Origin of the sequence: Streptomyces sp. NBC_01255, from assembly GCF_036226445.1 — a bacterium.
Taxonomy (GTDB): Bacteria; Actinomycetota; Actinomycetes; order Streptomycetales; family Streptomycetaceae; genus Streptomyces.
Genome location: NZ_CP108474.1, coordinates 3,524,182 through 3,540,025, shown reverse-complemented (window position 1 = coordinate 3,540,025; position 15,844 = coordinate 3,524,182). Strand labels below are relative to the sequence as shown.

The following is a 15,844-nucleotide window of genomic DNA, read 5'->3' as shown; positions in this document are numbered from 1 at the left end:
CATGGCATACGGTGTGAAGATCGCCAAGGGCGACGCCTACAAGGGCGCCGCCAAGAAGCGCCGCCACATCCGCATCCGCAAGAACGTGTCGGGTACGGCGGAGCGTCCGCGCCTCGTCGTGACGCGTTCCAACCGCGGTATCACCGCTCAGGTCATCGACGACCTCAAGGGTCACACCCTTGCGTCTGCGTCGAACCTGGACGCGTCGATCCGTGGCGGCGAGGGTGACAAGTCCGAGCAGGCCAAGCAGGTCGGTTCCCTGGTCGCCGAGCGCGCCAAGGCCGCCGGTGTCGAGGCAGTCGTGTTCGACCGTGGTGGCAACAGGTACGCCGGGCGCATTGCCGCTCTGGCTGACGCCGCCCGCGAAGCCGGGCTGAAGTTCTAAGCCCCGGTTCCGGGACTAACGGACGTAACAGAGAGAGGTAATCCAATGGCTGGACCCCAGCGCCGCGGAAGCGGTGCCGGTGGCGGCGAGCGGCGGGACCGGAAGGGCCGCGACGGTGGCGCTGCCGCCGAGAAGACCGCGTACGTTGAGCGCGTTGTCGCGATCAACCGCGTCGCCAAGGTTGTCAAGGGTGGTCGTCGCTTCAGCTTCACCGCCCTGGTTGTCGTCGGTGACGGCGACGGCACGGTAGGTGTCGGTTACGGCAAGGCCAAGGAAGTTCCCGCGGCCATCGCCAAGGGTGTCGAGGAAGCCAAGAAGAACTTCTTCAAGGTTCCGCGCATCCAGGGCACCATCCCGCACCCGATCCAGGGCGAGAAGGCGGCCGGCGTTGTCCTGCTGAAGCCTGCTTCCCCCGGTACCGGTGTTATCGCCGGTGGCCCGGTGCGCGCCGTTCTGGAGTGCGCCGGCGTTCACGACATCCTGTCGAAGTCGCTCGGCTCCGACAACGCGATCAACATCGTGCACGCGACCGTGGCGGCCCTCAAGGGCCTGCAGCGTCCCGAGGAGATCGCGGCTCGCCGTGGTCTGCCCCTCGAGGACGTCGCTCCCGCGGCTCTGCTCCGTGCGCGTGCCGGGGCGGGTGCGTAATGGCTCGCCTCAAGGTCACGCAGACGAAGTCGTACATCGGCAGCAAGCAGAACCACCGCGACACCCTGCGTTCGCTTGGCCTCAAGAAGGTCAACGACGTGGTTGTCAAGGAGGACCGCCCCGAGTTCCGCGGAATGGTTCACACCGTCCGCCACCTCGTGACGGTCGAGGAGGTTGAATAACATGGCGGAGAACAGCCCGCTGAAGGCCCACAACCTCCGTCCCGCCCCCGGTGCCAAGACCGCCAAGACCCGTGTCGGTCGTGGTGAGGCGTCCAAGGGTAAGACGGCCGGTCGTGGTACCAAGGGTACGAAGGCCCGTTACCAGGTTCCGCAGCGCTTCGAGGGTGGGCAGATGCCCCTCCACATGCGTCTGCCGAAGCTCAAGGGCTTCAAGAACCCGTTCCGCACCGAGTTCCAGGTCGTGAACCTGGACAAGCTCGGCGCTCTCTACCCCGAGGGTGGAGAGGTCACGGTGGCCGACCTGGTCGCCAAGGGCGCGGTTCGCAAGAACAGCCTCGTCAAGGTGCTCGGCACCGGCGAGATCACCGTGGCGCTGCAGGTTTCGGTTGACGCCGTCTCCGGCTCCGCCAAGGAGAAGATCGCCGCCGCTGGTGGCACCGTCACCGAGCTCGTCTGAGTCCGGTAGACAGCACTGATCAAGCCCGGCCGGTTCCCCTTCGGGGGAGCCGGCCGGGCTTGTCTGCGTCCGGAGGAGATCAGGCCGCGGCCGAGGTGAGCCCTCGGGCCTTGAGACAGGCCTGGAGCCGGCTCTCGACGTTGAGCTTGGCCAGTACGTGGGTCACGTACATCTTCACCGTGGCCTCCTTGATTCCCAGGGAGCTCGCGATGCGGTGATTGCTCATCCCGTCGGAGAGCAGATCCAGCACCTGCTGTTCCCGGGGAGTCAGCTGCGGGAACCGGCCGCGGTATTCGGTCAGTTCCTCCGTCATGTCGCGGGGGAAATACGTGAACCCCGCGAGGGCGGCGGCCAGGGCGCGGTTGAAATCCTCCGGAGTCGCGGTGTCGGGCAGGAAGCCATGGAGACCGGCCGACACGCTGGACGGAGTGACGCGGATCCGCGCCGGGTGTCCCACGGAGATGAAACGGACCTCGTGATCCCCTGCCCGGGGCCGGAGGACGGTGGTCAGGTCCTCCCCGGGCGAATCGGCGGTGCTGAGCAGGACGAGGTCCGGGGCGGCGCGGGCTACCGCCTCGGCCAGGCCGTCGAACGTACAGGTGCTGATCGCCTTCACGTATGAGAATCGCTGGACGATCTGGATGAGGCCGAGCGTGCGGGTCGGGCTGTCATCGGCGACAAGGACATGGGCATGTGCATGGCGTTGCGTGCTCATTTCCCCCACTTCGCGATCGCGGCAGGGGGCGGCGCTGCGTTCCCCCGCTCCCGCCCCCCTGGGTGATCACGACTGTATCGACGCCGATTGCACATGCACAGCGACTTTGAGCAGTACCTGATGTTCCGGTTCAGGACGCCCCGGTGGCGGGGCGACAGGTCTGCCAGCCCGCCCGCCAGCCGGGGAAGGCGGGATGCTCACTCATCCGGGTACCGCTGATCGTGGAGCCGATCGAGCCGTCCGGCTCCTTGATCTCGACGATCCGGTGGGGATACGGGCCGCCGAGGTCGGTGTACGCCATGAGCATCATGCCGGTGGGCGTCTCCCAACGGCTCGCGCCGCCGGCGGCCTTCTTCGCGTCACGAGGGACTTCGGGAGGCCCGAAGTAATTCCGCAGGATGACGTCCAGGCTGTCCGGCTTCGGATCGGGGGTGGCTTCCTCACCGGTCGTGCAGGACTCCCAGGTCCGCAAGCTGATGGATTCGGGGCGGTCGGCACGCCAGACACGCTCCTCCGCCAGCCGCCCGTCGACAGTGATCACGAAGTGGAGCCTGCTCACCGCGTCACCCTGGTGCTCGGCGTACATCTCCACCTTCCGGTGCGTCGTCACGGACTGGTCGGCGTCCAGCGGAGCCGCCTCCGTGAACTCGATCCGAGTGACGGCCTTCCCGGCCCGGCCGTCGTCACCTGAGCTCCCTCCCGCGTCGGGGGCGCCGACGGTGGCGGCCACGATCGTGGCCGCCACCGCGACACAGCCCGCGAGGGCCATCCGTACGGGCTTCACGTCAGCAGGTGAAGCGGCGTTCCGCGCTGGTGGCCCAGGCGACCCGGGCCGGGTTGCCGCCGCGGACGGAACCCTTCGTGCGGTAGGTGAACGTGCCCTTGCCCTGGCACTTCCACTCCAGATAGCTCATGCCGCGGTTGCCCACCCACTCCGTACCGGCGATGCGGTTCCAGCCGTCCCAGCGGTGGTGCTGCAGCAGCGCGGTGTTGTACCAGCCGCTGCAGTTGCTCACGGTCTGGTACTTGCCGCGGGCGTGGTCGCTCACGCCCGTGGGCGAGACGTTCTCCTTCCACGGTGTGTACACCGCGAGATGGCAGCCCGCGGCGGCGGCCTGCGGTGCGGCGGCCGCCGTCGTGGCGACCGCCGGAGCGGGGCTCGGCGCCGCCGGCCGGGCGGCGGCGGTGCCGGCACCCATCAGGAGGGCGGCGCCCACGGCGGTCGCGACGGTGAGTGAGGTCTTCACAGGTGTTCCCCCAGAAGTGGGATCGACGAGTATCGAGCCGTGCCGGCCGGCCGGTCCGGAACGGCTCGATCAGTCTTCTGGGGGCGGGATGCCGTGTCAGGACGGCTCTTGGTCGGGACGGGCGCCCGACCAAAGTCGGATGCCCGGGACCCGGAGGTCCGCTCCCGCCCGGGATGCCTCCCAAAAGGGGCATCCCCGGTTGGTCGTTCCTAGGCGGGCATGGTCGCCGGTAAGGTGGCGTGCACTGTCTAGACTCCGTGCGGTATGCCCGCACGGAATTGATGACCGATACCCAATCGTCGAACCTCAAGACCGTCACCCTTGACGCATAGCGCGGGGGTCGCAGGAGGCACCGTGCTCACCGCGTTCGCCCGGGCGTTCAAGACGCCCGACCTGCGCAAGAAGCTGCTCTTCACGCTCGGCATCATCGTGCTGTACCGCCTCGGGGCCCACATCCCGGTCCCCGGCGTCAAGTACGAGGCCGTCCAGCAGTGTGTCAAGCAGGCCAGCGAGGGCAACAACAGCCTGTTCGGCCTGGTCAACATGTTCAGTGGCGGCGCGCTGCTGCAGATCACCATCTTCGCGCTCGGCATCATGCCGTACATCACGGCGAGCATCATCCTGCAGCTGCTGACCGTCGTGATCCCGCGCCTGGAGGCCCTCAAGAAGGAGGGGCAGTCCGGTACCGCCAAGATCACGCAGTACACCCGGTACCTGACGATCGCCCTCGCCATCCTTCAGGGCACCGGCCTCGTGGCCACCGCCAAGAGCGGCGCGCTCTTCAGCGGCTGTTCCGTCGCCGACCAGGTGGTGCCCAACCAGTCGATCTTCACGATCGCCACGATGGTCCTCACGATGACCGCGGGTACCGCCGTCGTCATGTGGCTCGGTGAGATCATCACCGACCGTGGCATCGGCAACGGCATGTCGATCCTGATGTTCATCTCGATCGCCGCCGGCTTCCCGGGCGCGCTGTGGAAGATCAAGGTCGAGGGTGACCTGGCCGACGGCTGGATCGAGTTCGGCACCGTGATCCTCGTCGGCTTCGCGATGGTGGCCCTCGTGGTCTTCGTCGAGCAGGCCCAGCGGCGGATCCCCGTGCAGTACGCGAAGCGCATGATCGGCCGGCGCTCCTACGGCGGTACGTCCACTTACATCCCGCTGAAGGTGAACCAGGCAGGTGTGATTCCTGTCATCTTCGCGTCGTCGCTGCTCTACATCCCGGCCTTGATCGCGCAGTTCTCGAACTCCACCGCGGGGTGGAAGACCTGGATCGAAGCCCACTTCGTCAAGGGTGACCACCCCTACTACATCGCCACGTACTTCCTCCTGATCGTGTTCTTCGCCTTCTTCTACGTGGCGATCTCGTTCAACCCCGAGGAAGTCGCCGACAACATGAAGAAGTATGGTGGCTTCATCCCGGGTATCCGGGCTGGTCGACCTACTGCTGAGTATCTGAGCTACGTGCTCAACCGGATCACTTGGCCGGGCTCGCTGTACTTGGGTCTGATCGCTCTTGTGCCGACGATGGCGTTGGCAGGCTTCGGTGGCGCCAATGCCAACTTCCCCTTCGGTGGGACGAGCATCCTCATCATCGTGGGTGTGGGGCTGGAGACCGTGAAGCAGATCGAGAGCCAGCTCCAGCAGCGCAATTACGAAGGGTTCCTCCGCTGATGCGAATCGTCCTCGTCGGACCGCCCGGGGCCGGCAAGGGAACGCAGGCCGCGTACCTTGCCCGGAACCTGGCCATCCCGCACATCTCCACGGGTGACCTGTTCCGCGCCAACATCTCTCAGGGCACGGAGCTGGGCCTCAAGGCGAAGGCGTTCATGGACGCCGGCGACCTGGTACCCGACGAGGTGACCATCGGGATGGCCAAGGACCGCATGGCGCAGCCGGATGCCGTCAACGGCTTCCTGCTGGACGGCTTCCCCCGGAACGTGGCGCAGGCCGAGGCCCTGGACGTGGTCCTGAAGGCCGAGGACATGCAGCTGGACGCGGTCCTGGACCTGGAGGTCCCCGAGGACGAGGTCGTGAAGCGGATCGCGGGTCGCCGCATCTGCCGTAACGACAGTGCGCACGTCTTCCACGTGACGTACAACGCGCCGGAGACCGAGGGCGTCTGCGACGCCTGCGGCGGCGAGCTCTACCAGCGTGACGACGACTCCGAGGAGACGGTTCGCCGGCGCCTGGAGGTCTACCACACGCAGACCGAGCCGATCATCGACTACTACCGGGCGCAGAACCTGGTCGTGACGATCTCCGCGCTCGGCAAGGTGGACGAGGTCACGGCGAAGGCCATGGCCGCGCTGAAGAAGTAACACCGGTTTGTTCGATACGGCCGCGGTGCCCGGGAAGGGCGCCGCGGCCGTATCGTTGTTCTGTCCCGTGTACACGCAAGAAAGGCCCCGCGACGATGGTGCAGATCAAGACCCCCGAGCAGATCGCGAAGATGCGCGAGGCGGGGCTGGTCGTCGCCGCCATTCACGCGGCGACCCGCGAGGCGGCCGTGCCGGGCGCCACGACGCGGGATCTGGACGAGGTCTCGCGGAAGGTCATCGCCGACCACGGGGCGAAGTCGAACTTCCTCGGGTACGGCGGCTTCCCCGCGACGATCTGCACCTCGGTGAACGAGGTCGTCGTCCACGGCATCCCCGACGACAAGACCGTCCTCAAGGACGGCGACATCATCTCCATCGACGCGGGCGCGATCGTGGACGGCTGGCACGGTGACGCGGCCTACACGGCGTTCGTGGGCACCGGGCACGCGCCCGAGCTCGTGGAGCTCTCCCGGGTGACGGAGGAGTCGATGTGGGCGGGCATCGCGGCGATGAAGCTCGGCAACCGGCTCGTCGACATCTCGAAGGCCATCGAGTCGTACATCAAGCGGCAGCCCCGTCCGTCGGTCGGCGAGCACAGCCTCGGGAAGTACGGGATCGTCGAGGACTACGGCGGCCACGGCATCGGCACCGAGATGCACATGGACCCGCACCTGCTGAACTACGTCTCCCGCAAGCGCGGCAAGGGCCCGAAGCTGGTCCCCGGCCTCTGCCTGGCGATCGAGCCGATGGTCTCCCTGGGCACCCCGCACACCGAGGTCCTCAAGGACGACTGGACGGTCGTCACGACCGACGGCACCTGGTCCTCGCACTGGGAGCACTCGATCGCCCTCACCGAGGAGGGCCCGCTGGTCCTCACGGCGGTCGACGGGGGCAAGGCGAAGCTGGCGGAGCTGGGCGTCGTCGCGGCGCCGGATCCGCTGGCGTAGTGCGGGGCCGTTGACGCTGTCAGGCTCCCGGGCACGCGCGCGGCGCGGAGACCGGTGGACGGAGTCCACCGCAGCAGGCCGAAGCTTGTGAGGCGCCCCTGGCGCCGAGCCCGCGAGGGCTGCGTCGGGGATGGGTCGGGGGCAAGGCGAAGCTGGCGGAGCTGGGCGTCGTCGCGGCGCCGGATCCGCTGGCGTAGTGCGGGGCCGTTGACGCTGTCAGGCTCCCGGGCACGCGCGCGGCGCGGAGACCGGTGGACGGAGTCCACCGCAGCAGGCCGAAGCTTGTGAGGCGCCCCTGGCGCCGAGCCCGCGAGGGCTGCGTCGGGGATGGGTCGGGGGCAAGGCGAAGCTGGCGGAGCTGGGCGTCGTCGCGGCGCCGGATCCGCTGGCGTAGTGCGGGACCCCCTCGCGTAGCCGCTTGCGTAATGATCTTCTACTGTGGGCAAACTTCCCGGATTCGTCTTTTCCAGGGGCCTGACGTAGACTGATGCGTCGGCTCTCGTGTACCCGTGTGTCCGCATACGGCGGCGAGAGTCGATCAAGGTAGCCGATTCGAAAGGCGAAGCGTGGCCAAGAAGCAAGGTGCCATCGAAATCGAGGGCACCGTGATCGAGTCCCTCCCGAACGCCATGTTCAAGGTGGAACTCCAGAACGGTCACAAGGTCCTCGCGCACATCTCCGGCAAGATGCGGATGCACTACATCCGAATCCTTCCGGACGACCGGGTCGTCGTGGAGCTCTCTCCGTACGACCTGACGCGTGGCCGGATCGTCTACCGGTACAAGTAGATCTTGCCCGCACCCCGCCTTGCGGCGCGGGTGGTGGCACTGACCCGGAGAACCTCACATCCCATGAAGGTCAAGCCGAGCGTCAAGAAGATCTGCGACAAGTGCAAGGTGATCCGCCGTCACGGTCGGGTCATGGTCATCTGCGACAACCTGCGCCACAAGCAGCGCCAGGGCTGACGCACGCCGACCGACCTGCATTTCGCAGTTCTTCGCGCGACGCATAGCAGTACGTACATACGCAGAGCCCGTCGGGCCGTGTTCCACGGTTGACGGCACCTCCGGCGGGGGCCGGGGACCCGGACGTACCACTCTTCGATCATTCGGAGAGTCGGCGGTCGGGAGCGGTTCTGCAGCAGACCCCCGAGAACACAGGAGCCATTGAATGGCACGCGTTTCCGGTGTTGACATCCCGCGCGAAAAGCGTGTGGTGGTCGCACTCACCTACGTCTTCGGCATCGGGCGCACCCGGTCCGAGGAGATTCTCGCCTCGACCGGCGTGAACCCGTCCACCCGTGTCCGTGACCTTGCCGAGGAAGACCTCGTCAAGATCCGTGAGTACGTGGACGCCAACCTCCAGACCGAGGGTGACCTCCGCCGCGAGATCGCCGCCGACATCCGCCGCAAGGTCGAGATCGGCTGCTACCAGGGTCTGCGCCACCGTCGTGGCCTGCCCGTTCGCGGTCAGCGCACCAGCACGAACGCTCGTACCCGCAAGGGCCCGCGTCGCGCCATCGCCGGCAAGAAGAAGCCGGGCAAGAAGTAGTCCTCAGCGGACGCTTGACCAAGCGGTCTTCGCTGTAGGACCGACCACCTCCCGTAGGAGTAATAGATGCCCCCCAAGGGTCGTCAGGGCGCTGCCAAGAAGGTGCGCCGCAAGGAAAAGAAGAACGTCGCTCACGGCCACGCGCACATCAAGAGCACGTTCAACAACACGATCGTCTCGATCACGGACCCCGCGGGCAACGTGATCTCCTGGGCCTCCGCCGGCCACGTCGGCTTCAAGGGCTCGCGCAAGTCCACCCCGTTCGCCGCGCAGATGGCCGCCGAGTCGGCCGCTCGCCGCGCGCAGGAGCACGGCATGCGCAAGGTTGACGTCTTCGTCAAGGGTCCGGGCTCCGGCCGCGAGACCGCGATCCGCTCCCTCCAGGCCACGGGCCTCGAGGTCGGTTCGATCCAGGACGTCACCCCCACGCCGCACAACGGCTGCCGTCCGCCCAAGCGCCGCCGCGTCTGATCTTCCGACGCACGGCTGCTTGACCAGGACTTCGGGCGGTACGGCTCTTCGGGCCGTGCCGCCCGTACCCTTGTAGGTGCTACATCCCGTCGGGCGTCAAATAGTGGGCGTCCACGACAGAAGGACATAACGACATGCTGATCGCTCAGCGTCCGTCGCTGACCGAAGAGGTCGTCGACGAGTTCCGCTCCCGGTTCGTGATCGAGCCGCTGGAGCCGGGCTTCGGCTACACCCTCGGCAACTCCCTCCGCCGTACCCTCCTCTCCTCGATCCCGGGTGCCGCTGTCACCAGCATCCGCATCGACGGTGTCCTGCACGAGTTCACCACCGTGCCGGGCGTCAAGGAGGACGTCACCGACCTCATCCTGAACATCAAGCAGCTGGTCGTCTCCTCGGAGCACGACGAGCCGGTCGTGATGTACCTGCGCAAGCAGGGCCCGGGTCTGGTCACCGCCGCCGACATCGCGCCCCCGGCCGGTGTCGAGGTGCACAACCCCGACCTCGTCCTCGCCACGCTCAACGGCAAGGGCAAGCTGGAGATGGAGCTGACCGTCGAGCGCGGTCGCGGCTACGTCTCCGCCGTCCAGAACAAGCAGGCGGGCCAGGAGATCGGTCGTATCCCGGTCGACTCCATCTACTCGCCGGTGCTCAAGGTCACGTACAAGGTCGAGGCGACCCGTGTCGAGCAGCGCACCGACTTCGACAAGCTGATCGTCGACGTCGAGACCAAGCAGGCCATGCGTCCGCGTGACGCCATGGCTTCGGCCGGCAAGACGCTTGTTGAGCTCTTCGGGCTTGCCCGTGAGCTGAACATCGACGCCGAGGGCATCGACATGGGCCCGTCCCCGACCGACGCCGCGCTCGCCGCTGATCTTGCGCTGCCGATCGAGGAGCTCGAGCTCACCGTTCGTTCGTACAACTGCCTCAAGCGCGAGGGCATCCACTCCGTGGGTGAGCTCGTGGCGCGCTCCGAGGCGGACCTGCTCGACATCCGCAACTTCGGTGCGAAGTCGATCGACGAGGTCAAGGCGAAGCTGGCCGGTATGGGCCTCGCGCTGAAGGACTCGCCGCCCGGGTTCGACCCGACCGCCGCCGCCGACGCCTTCGGCGCCGATGACGATGCGGATGCCGGTTTCGTCGAGACCGAGCAGTACTAAGAGCTCGGGGCCGCTTGCCGGTCCCTTGGTGCGGGAGCGCTGTGCTTGATCGCGCAGCTCCCCGCGCCCCCTCCGGGCGCCCCTTCGGGGGCGTCCGGATCTCCGACGGGTGACCGCCCGCTCGGATACTGACCTCGGTACCTGATACGGCCGGGGCAGACACCAAGGAGAAACACCATGCCGCGTCCCGCGAAGGGTGCCCGCCTCGGCGGTTCCGCCGCTCACGAGCGTCTGCTGCTCGCCAACCTGGCGAAGTCCCTCTTCGAGCACGGCCGCATCACGACGACCGAGGCCAAGGCCCGTCGCCTGCGTCCCGTCGCCGAGCGCCTGATCTCCAAGGCGAAGAAGGGCGACATCCACAACCGTCGCCTGGTGCTGCAGACGATCACCGACAAGGGCATCGTCCACACCCTCTTCACCGAGATCGCCCCGCGTTACTCGGAGCGTCCGGGTGGTTACACCCGTATCACCAAGATCGGCAACCGTCGTGGCGACAACGCCCCGATGGCCGTGATCGAGCTGGTCGAGGGCGAGATCGCCAAGAAGGCGACCGTCGCCGAGGCCGAGGCCGCCACCGTGCGCGCCGTCAAGGAGGCCGACGCGGCCGCCGAGGCTCCGGCTGAGCCCGTCGAGGACTCGACCAAGTAGGACACGTGAAGGACGCGTAAGCGTTCCGACCGACTGTTCTCGTGTGCGGGCCCGCACCCCTCTGGGGGTGCGGGCCCGTACCCGTGTGTTTGAGAGGATTTCCGCGTGAGCGATGACGTGCAGGACGGGTTCGTACGGGTACGCCTTGACCTTTCGTACGACGGCAAGGAGTTCTCCGGCTGGGCCAAGCAGCCCCAGGGCCGGCGCACCGTGCAGGGCGAGATCGAGGCCGCGCTGCGGACCGTGACGCGTGCCACGGAGACGTACGAGCTGACCGTCGCCGGCCGGACCGACTCCGGGGTGCACGCGCGCGGGCAGGTCGCCCACGTCGACCTGCCCGTCGAGCTCTGGGAGGAGCACCGGGACAAGCTGCTCAGGCGGCTCGCAGGGCGGCTCTCCCATGACGTACGGGTGTGGAAGGTGGAAGAGGCCCCCAGCGGCTTCAACGCCCGTTTTTCGGCGATCTGGCGCCGCTACGCCTACCGCGTCACCGACAACCCCGGGGGCGTCGACCCGCTCCTGCGCGGGCACGTCCTGTGGCACGACTGGGCCCTCGACATGGACGCCATGAACGAGGCCGCGACCGCGCTCGTCGGCGAGCACGACTTCGCCGCGTACTGCAAGAAGCGCGAAGGGGCCACGACCATCCGCACCCTTCAGGTGCTGAGGTGGGAGCGGCGGCCCGACGGCATCCTCGAAGCGACCGTGAAGGCGGACGCCTTCTGCCACAACATGGTCCGCTCGCTCGTCGGCGCGATGCTCTTCGTCGGCGACGGCCACCGGCCGGTCGACTGGCCCGGCAAGGTGCTCGCCGCCGGCGTGCGGGACTCGGCCGTCCACGTCGTACGGCCGCACGGCCTCACCCTCGAAGAGGTCGGCTACCCGGAGGACGCCCTCCTTGCCGCGCGCAGCAAGGAGGCCCGTAACAAGCGGTCACTCCCCGGGAGCGTTGGCTGCTGCTGAGGCCTGCGCCCGGCCGCGGGCGTAGATCTGGTTGAAGGCGAAGGTCCCGAGGTCGTCGCTGGCCTGGAAGATCGGCTTGTCGGTCTTGGTGACCTTCTTGCCGTTGGTGAAGCCGGCCTGCGTGAAGTAGGCGTAGCGGCCGGCCGAGTTCGAGCGGCGCAGGCAGACCGTGGCGCGGCAGAACTCCTTCACGCCGGCGCCCGCCAGCGGCGCGATGCCTCCGCTGGCCTGGGTCTTCGCCTTGAGGGCCGCCGCCTCGGAGGGGAAGACGGCCACGCCGACGGTGATCGCCACGCCGTCCTTCACGTAGGTGGCGCGCAGGACCTTCTGGCAGCCGTTCTTCTTGAGGACGGCGCCGAGGCCGCCCTGGGTGACGGACGCGCAGTTCGTCGTGGCGGAGGTGGCGCCCTTCTTGTACGGGCGGCCGTTCATGGACATCTTCTTGCCCGGGAAGAGGCCGTCCACGGTGAGCGGGGCCTTGTCCTTCTTCGGGTCCGAGATGTAGTCCTTCGGGTTCGGCGGGGGCGGCGGCGCCACCGAGGAGAACGTCGGCTCGGGCGTGGGGGAGCCGGTGGGGGAGGCCGAGGCGGTGGGGATCCCGCCGTTCTTCGACTCGTCGTCCGTCTTGTTCGTGGAGACGACGGCCGTGGCGACGATCGCGCCCACGGCGACGGTCGCCAGCGCCCCGCCGCCGATCAGCAGCCAGCGCTTGCGGCGGTTGCGGCTGGCCGAGGCGTCGGCGAGGGCGCCCCAGTCAGGGGTGGGCCCGCTGCCCTGTGCCCCCGGGAAGGGGTTCGGCTGCTGCTGTCCCTGGCCCGGCTGCCCGCCGTACGGCTGCTGCCCGCCGTGGCCGGGCTGCTGCCCGTACTCCGGCTGCTGCCCGCCGTGGCCGGGCTGCTGCCCGTATCCCGGCTGCTGTCCGTGGCCCTGCTGTCCCTGCCCCTGCTGCTGCGGCTCCTGTGGCCACTGCGGTCCCCCAAAGCTCATGCCGCGCATCCTAAACCGGTTGGGCGAAGGGGACGCGTGCGGTGACAATGCACCTCATGGGACATGTCGAGGCCGCACATCTTGAGTACTACCTTCCCGACGGGCGGGTCCTGCTCGGGGACGCCTCCTTCCGGGTCGGGGAGGGCGCGGTCGTCGCCCTCGTCGGGGCCAACGGCGCCGGCAAGACCACACTGCTCCGGCTGATCTCCGGGGAGCTCCAGCCGCACGGCGGCTCGGTCACCGTCAGCGGCGGCCTGGGCGTCATGCCGCAGTTCGTCGGCTCCGTACGGGACGCGTCCACCGTCCGTGACCTGCTGGTCTCGGTGGCGCAGCCGCGGATCCGGGAGGCCGCGAAGGCGGTCGACGCGGCCGAGCACCTGATCATGACGGTCGACGACGAGGCCGCGCAGATGACGTACGCGCAGGCCCTCAGCGACTGGGCCGAGGTGCAGGGGTACGAGGCGGAGACCCTCTGGGACATGTGCACCATGGCGGCGCTCGGCGTCCCGTACGACAAGGCGCAGTTCCGGGAGGTGCGGACGCTCTCCGGCGGCGAGCAGAAGCGGCTGGTCCTGGAGTACCTGCTGCGCGGCCCCGACGAGGTGCTGCTCCTGGACGAGCCGGACAACTACCTCGACGTGCCCGGCAAGCGGTGGCTGGAGGAGCGGCTGCGGGAGACCCGTAAGACCGTGCTCTTCATCTCGCACGACCGGGAGCTGCTCTCCCGGGGCGCCCAGAAGATCGTCGCGGTCGAGCCCGGCCCGGCCGGCTCGGACGTGTGGGTGCACGGTGGCGGCTTCGCCACCTTCCACGAGGCCCGGCGCGAGCGGTTCGCCCGCTTCGAGGAGCTGAAGCGGCGCTGGGACGAGAAGCACGCCCAGCTGAAGAAGCTCGTGCTCAACCTGCGGCAGGCGGCGTCGGTCAGCCACGACATGGCCTCGCGCTACGCGGCCGCGCAGACCCGGCTGCGGAAGTTCGAGGAGGCGGGGCCGCCGCCGGAGCCGCCGCGCGAGCAGGACATCCGGATGCGGCTACGCGGCGGCCGGACCGGCGTGCGGGCCGTGACCGTCGAGAACCTCGAGCTGACCGGTCTCATGAAGCCGTTCTCGCTGGAGATCTTCTACGGGGAGCGGGTCGCGGTCCTCGGGTCGAACGGCTCCGGGAAGTCGCACTTCCTGCGGCTGCTCGCGGGGGACCCGACGGTCGCCCACACGGGCGACTGGAAGCTGGGCGCGCGGGTCGTGCCCGGGCACTTCGCGCAGACCCACGCGCACCCGGAGCTGACCGGGCGGCCGCTCGTCGACATCCTGTGGACCGAGCACGCCAAGGACCGGGGCGCGGCGATGTCGATGCTGCGGCGGTACGAGCTGGAGCGGCAGGGCGACCAGCCCTTCGACAAGCTCTCCGGCGGGCAGCAGGCCCGGTTCCAGATCCTGCTCCTGGAGCTGGCGGGGACGACGGCGCTGCTCCTCGACGAGCCGACGGACAACCTGGACCTGGAGTCGGCCGAGGCGCTCCAGGACGGCCTGGAGTCGTACGACGGGACCGTGATGGCGGTCACGCACGACCGGTGGTTCGCGAAGAGCTTCGACCGGTTCCTGGTCTTCGGCTCGGACGGTGTCGTACGGGAGACGACGGAGCCGGTGTGGGACGAGCGGCGGGTCGAGCGGGCGCGGTGACCTCGGGCGGTCGGCGGCGGGTTCGGGCTTCGGTCGGCGGACGGAGTCCGGCGCAGCTGGGCGAAGCCGGAGAGGCCCCTTGGGGCCGAGTCGTGCGAGTGCGGCGTGGGGGAGAGGTCGACGGAGCCGGTGTGGGACGAGCGGCGGGTCGAGCGGGCGCGGTGACCTCGGGCGGTCGGCGGCGGGGATTGGTCGGGCGTCGGGTCGAGCGGGCGCGGTAGGGGCGGCGCGTTTTGACCCGTCCGGGGTGGCGCGGGTACTGTTGCGGTTTGTTATGCGTATTGGCTTCGTCGTTCTCACACGAAGGGCCGTTACGCAGGTTCCCTGGAGCAGTTACCAGTGGCTCGCATACGGGCGGTGTCCCGGCAGTGCAGGCCCCAGCTGCATGATCGCTTCAGGTGTGTCTGGACTCCATCCACTGAAGAAGCGAAGGCTACGAAGTGCGTACGTACAGCCCCAAGCCCGGCGATGTCACTCGCCAGTGGCACATCATCGACGCGCAGGACATCGTCCTGGGCCGTCTGGCGACCACGGCTGCGAACCTCCTCCGAGGCAAGCACAAGCCGGTTTACGCCCCGCACATGGACATGGGCGACTTCGTCATCATCATCAATGCTGACAAGGTCCACCTGTCCGGCAACAAGAAGACCCAGAAGCTGGCGTACCGCCACTCCGGCTTCCCGGGTGGTCTCCGCTCCGTCCGTTACGACGAGCTGCTGGAGAAGAACCCCGAGAAGGCCGTCGAGAAGGCCATCAAGGGCATGATCCCCAAGAACACCCTGGGCCGTCAGATGCTCTCGAAGCTGAAGGTCTACGCGGGCCCGAACCACCCGCACGCTGCGCAGCAGCCGGTTGCGTTCGAGATCACCCAGGTCGCGCAGTAGTTCCGGCCACACCCCCTAAGAACGAAAGAAATCTGAGGAGCATCGTGGCCGAGACCACCCCCGAGACCCCCGTCGACGAGTTCGAGGGCGTTGAGGAGTACACCACCGAGACCGAGCTCGTCGAGGGTGAGTACACCTCCGAGTCGCTCGCGTCCCGCTTCGGCGACCCGCAGCCGGCCGCCGGCCTGGGCCGTCGCAAGAACGCCATTGCCCGCGTCCGGATCGTTCCGGGCACCGGCAAGTGGAAGATCAACGGTCGCACCCTTGAGGACTACTTCCCCAACAAGGTGCACCAGCAGGAAGTCAACGAGCCCTTCAAGGTGCTCGAGCTCGACAACCGCTACGACGTCATCGCCCGCATCGCGGGTGGCGGTGTCTCCGGCCAGGCCGGCGCCCTGCGCCTCGGTGTGGCCCGTGCGCTGAACGAGGCGGACGTCGAGAACAACCGCCCGGCGCTGAAGAAGGCCGGCTTCCTCTCCCGCGACGACCGTGCGGTCGAGCGCAAGAAGGCCGGTCTCAAGAAGGCCCGTAAGGCCCCGCAGTACAGCAAGCGTTAATCACGCCTGCTCGGACTGTTTTCGTACGCCCCGGCGGCACTGCCC

Annotated in this window: 21 protein-coding genes; 17 read left to right on the top strand and 4 right to left on the bottom strand. The window is 68.2% G+C overall.

Annotated features, from left to right (window positions below):
• Position 1 precedes the first annotated feature (1 nt).
• The 4 genes from rplR to rplO are packed head-to-tail and all read left to right on the top strand — an operon-like array spanning position 2 to position 1,672.
• On the top strand, positions 2-385 hold the full coding sequence (gene rplR / locus OG357_RS15435) for a 50S ribosomal protein L18 (RefSeq protein ID WP_329621704.1): 384 nt from the start codon (positions 2-4) through the stop codon (positions 383-385).
• A gap of 45 nt (positions 386-430) precedes the next feature.
• Positions 431-1,033: a 30S ribosomal protein S5 gene (rpsE, locus tag OG357_RS15430; protein WP_017239585.1), complete on the top strand. Its 603-nt coding sequence runs from the start codon at positions 431-433 to the stop codon at positions 1,031-1,033.
• Entirely contained in the window at positions 1,033-1,215 is a 183-nt protein-coding gene (gene rpmD, locus OG357_RS15425) for a 50S ribosomal protein L30 (RefSeq protein ID WP_024755415.1), read from the top strand. The genes rpsE and rpmD overlap by 1 nt, the downstream gene beginning before the upstream one ends.
• 1 nt (position 1,216) lies before the next feature.
• Positions 1,217-1,672 (top strand): 50S ribosomal protein L15, encoded by a 456-nt coding sequence (rplO, locus tag OG357_RS15420; protein ID WP_024755416.1) that lies wholly within the window; start codon positions 1,217-1,219, stop codon positions 1,670-1,672.
• 79 nt (positions 1,673-1,751) lie between these two features.
• Here rplO and OG357_RS15415 read toward each other — a convergent pair whose 3' ends face one another.
• The 3 genes from OG357_RS15415 to OG357_RS15405 all read right to left on the bottom strand — a co-directional run bounded on the left by OG357_RS15415 (position 1,752) and on the right by OG357_RS15405 (position 3,634).
• On the bottom strand, positions 1,752-2,387 hold the full coding sequence (locus OG357_RS15415) for a response regulator transcription factor (RefSeq protein WP_329621703.1): 636 nt from the start codon (positions 2,385-2,387) through the stop codon (positions 1,752-1,754).
• Positions 2,388-2,517: 130 nt separating this feature from the next.
• Entirely contained in the window at positions 2,518-3,171 is a 654-nt protein-coding gene (locus tag OG357_RS15410) for a hypothetical protein (RefSeq protein WP_329621702.1), read from the bottom strand.
• A 1-nt stretch (position 3,172) separates the two neighbouring features.
• On the bottom strand, positions 3,173-3,634 hold the full coding sequence (locus tag OG357_RS15405) for a hypothetical protein (RefSeq protein WP_329621701.1): 462 nt from the start codon (positions 3,632-3,634) through the stop codon (positions 3,173-3,175).
• A gap of 354 nt (positions 3,635-3,988) precedes the next feature.
• Here OG357_RS15405 and secY point away from each other — a divergent pair, with 354 nt between their 5' ends.
• The 10 genes from secY to truA all read left to right on the top strand — a co-directional run bounded on the left by secY (position 3,989) and on the right by truA (position 11,692).
• Positions 3,989-5,308 (top strand): preprotein translocase subunit SecY, encoded by a 1,320-nt coding sequence (gene secY / locus OG357_RS15400; protein WP_329621700.1) that lies wholly within the window; start codon positions 3,989-3,991, stop codon positions 5,306-5,308.
• The gene (locus OG357_RS15395; RefSeq protein ID WP_317598409.1) at positions 5,308-5,955 is read left to right on the top strand and encodes an adenylate kinase; all 648 of its coding nucleotides are present in this window, start codon (positions 5,308-5,310) and stop codon (positions 5,953-5,955) included. The genes secY and OG357_RS15395 overlap by 1 nt, the downstream gene beginning before the upstream one ends.
• A 95-nt stretch (positions 5,956-6,050) precedes the next feature.
• Positions 6,051-6,902, top strand: a complete 852-nt coding sequence (gene map, locus OG357_RS15390; RefSeq protein ID WP_317598411.1) for a type I methionyl aminopeptidase — start codon at positions 6,051-6,053, stop codon at positions 6,900-6,902.
• A gap of 566 nt (positions 6,903-7,468) precedes the next feature.
• Complete coding sequence (gene infA / locus OG357_RS15385; RefSeq protein WP_003956442.1) at positions 7,469-7,690, top strand: translation initiation factor IF-1; 222 nt, start codon at positions 7,469-7,471, stop codon at positions 7,688-7,690.
• Positions 7,691-7,753: 63 nt separating this feature from the next.
• On the top strand, positions 7,754-7,867 hold the full coding sequence (gene rpmJ / locus OG357_RS15380; RefSeq protein WP_003956441.1) for a 50S ribosomal protein L36: 114 nt from the start codon (positions 7,754-7,756) through the stop codon (positions 7,865-7,867).
• Positions 7,868-8,072: 205 nt separating this feature from the next.
• Entirely contained in the window at positions 8,073-8,453 is a 381-nt protein-coding gene (rpsM, locus tag OG357_RS15375; protein ID WP_017239590.1) for a 30S ribosomal protein S13, read from the top strand.
• Positions 8,454-8,519: 66 nt separating this feature from the next.
• Positions 8,520-8,924, top strand: coding sequence for a 30S ribosomal protein S11 (gene rpsK / locus OG357_RS15370; RefSeq protein WP_006376016.1), 405 nt, complete (start codon positions 8,520-8,522; stop codon positions 8,922-8,924).
• 134 nt (positions 8,925-9,058) lie between these two features.
• A complete protein-coding gene (locus OG357_RS15365; RefSeq protein ID WP_024755423.1) occupies positions 9,059-10,081 on the top strand; it encodes a DNA-directed RNA polymerase subunit alpha in 1,023 nt (340 codons plus the stop codon).
• A gap of 177 nt (positions 10,082-10,258) precedes the next feature.
• On the top strand, positions 10,259-10,729 hold the full coding sequence (rplQ, locus tag OG357_RS15360) for a 50S ribosomal protein L17 (protein ID WP_329621699.1): 471 nt from the start codon (positions 10,259-10,261) through the stop codon (positions 10,727-10,729).
• A gap of 105 nt (positions 10,730-10,834) precedes the next feature.
• The gene (gene truA, locus OG357_RS15355; protein ID WP_329621698.1) at positions 10,835-11,692 is read left to right on the top strand and encodes a tRNA pseudouridine(38-40) synthase TruA; all 858 of its coding nucleotides are present in this window, start codon (positions 10,835-10,837) and stop codon (positions 11,690-11,692) included.
• Here the strand turns inward: truA and OG357_RS15350 are convergent.
• Positions 11,663-12,679: a hypothetical protein gene (locus tag OG357_RS15350; protein WP_329621697.1), complete on the bottom strand. Its 1,017-nt coding sequence runs from the start codon at positions 12,677-12,679 to the stop codon at positions 11,663-11,665. The two genes, truA and OG357_RS15350, sit on opposite strands and share 30 nt — an antisense overlap.
• Positions 12,680-12,735: 56 nt before the next feature.
• Here OG357_RS15350 and OG357_RS15345 point away from each other — a divergent pair, with 56 nt between their 5' ends.
• The 3 genes from OG357_RS15345 to rpsI all read left to right on the top strand — a co-directional run bounded on the left by OG357_RS15345 (position 12,736) and on the right by rpsI (position 15,799).
• On the top strand, positions 12,736-14,358 hold the full coding sequence (locus tag OG357_RS15345; RefSeq protein ID WP_329621696.1) for an ABC-F family ATP-binding cassette domain-containing protein: 1,623 nt from the start codon (positions 12,736-12,738) through the stop codon (positions 14,356-14,358).
• Between the two features lie 440 nt (positions 14,359-14,798).
• A complete protein-coding gene (rplM, locus tag OG357_RS15340) occupies positions 14,799-15,242 on the top strand; it encodes a 50S ribosomal protein L13 (protein ID WP_024755428.1) in 444 nt (147 codons plus the stop codon).
• Between the two features lie 44 nt (positions 15,243-15,286).
• Positions 15,287-15,799, top strand: coding sequence for a 30S ribosomal protein S9 (rpsI, locus tag OG357_RS15335; protein WP_015035601.1), 513 nt, complete (start codon positions 15,287-15,289; stop codon positions 15,797-15,799).
• Positions 15,800-15,844: the final 45 nt, after the last annotated feature.

Excerpts from the sequence above, each read along its gene's own strand:
- rplR (WP_329621704.1), top strand. The coding sequence starts at position 2 with ATGGCATACGGTGTGAAGATCGCCAAGGGCGACGCCTACAAGGGCGCC.
- rpsE (WP_017239585.1), top strand. The coding sequence starts at position 431 with ATGGCTGGACCCCAGCGCCGCGGAAGCGGTGCCGGTGGCGGCGAGCGG.
- rpmD (WP_024755415.1), top strand. The coding sequence starts at position 1,033 with ATGGCTCGCCTCAAGGTCACGCAGACGAAGTCGTACATCGGCAGCAAG.
- rplO (WP_024755416.1), top strand. The coding sequence starts at position 1,217 with ATGGCGGAGAACAGCCCGCTGAAGGCCCACAACCTCCGTCCCGCCCCC.
- OG357_RS15415 (WP_329621703.1), bottom strand. The coding sequence starts at position 2,387 with ATGAGCACGCAACGCCATGCACATGCCCATGTCCTTGTCGCCGATGAC.
- OG357_RS15395 (WP_317598409.1), top strand. The coding sequence starts at position 5,308 with ATGCGAATCGTCCTCGTCGGACCGCCCGGGGCCGGCAAGGGAACGCAG.
- map (WP_317598411.1), top strand. The coding sequence starts at position 6,051 with ATGGTGCAGATCAAGACCCCCGAGCAGATCGCGAAGATGCGCGAGGCG.
- rpmJ (WP_003956441.1), top strand. The coding sequence starts at position 7,754 with ATGAAGGTCAAGCCGAGCGTCAAGAAGATCTGCGACAAGTGCAAGGTG.
- rpsM (WP_017239590.1), top strand. The coding sequence starts at position 8,073 with ATGGCACGCGTTTCCGGTGTTGACATCCCGCGCGAAAAGCGTGTGGTG.
- rpsK (WP_006376016.1), top strand. The coding sequence starts at position 8,520 with ATGCCCCCCAAGGGTCGTCAGGGCGCTGCCAAGAAGGTGCGCCGCAAG.
- OG357_RS15365 (WP_024755423.1), top strand. The coding sequence starts at position 9,059 with ATGCTGATCGCTCAGCGTCCGTCGCTGACCGAAGAGGTCGTCGACGAG.
- rplQ (WP_329621699.1), top strand. The coding sequence starts at position 10,259 with ATGCCGCGTCCCGCGAAGGGTGCCCGCCTCGGCGGTTCCGCCGCTCAC.
- OG357_RS15350 (WP_329621697.1), bottom strand. The coding sequence starts at position 12,679 with ATGAGCTTTGGGGGACCGCAGTGGCCACAGGAGCCGCAGCAGCAGGGG.
- OG357_RS15345 (WP_329621696.1), top strand. The coding sequence starts at position 12,736 with ATGGGACATGTCGAGGCCGCACATCTTGAGTACTACCTTCCCGACGGG.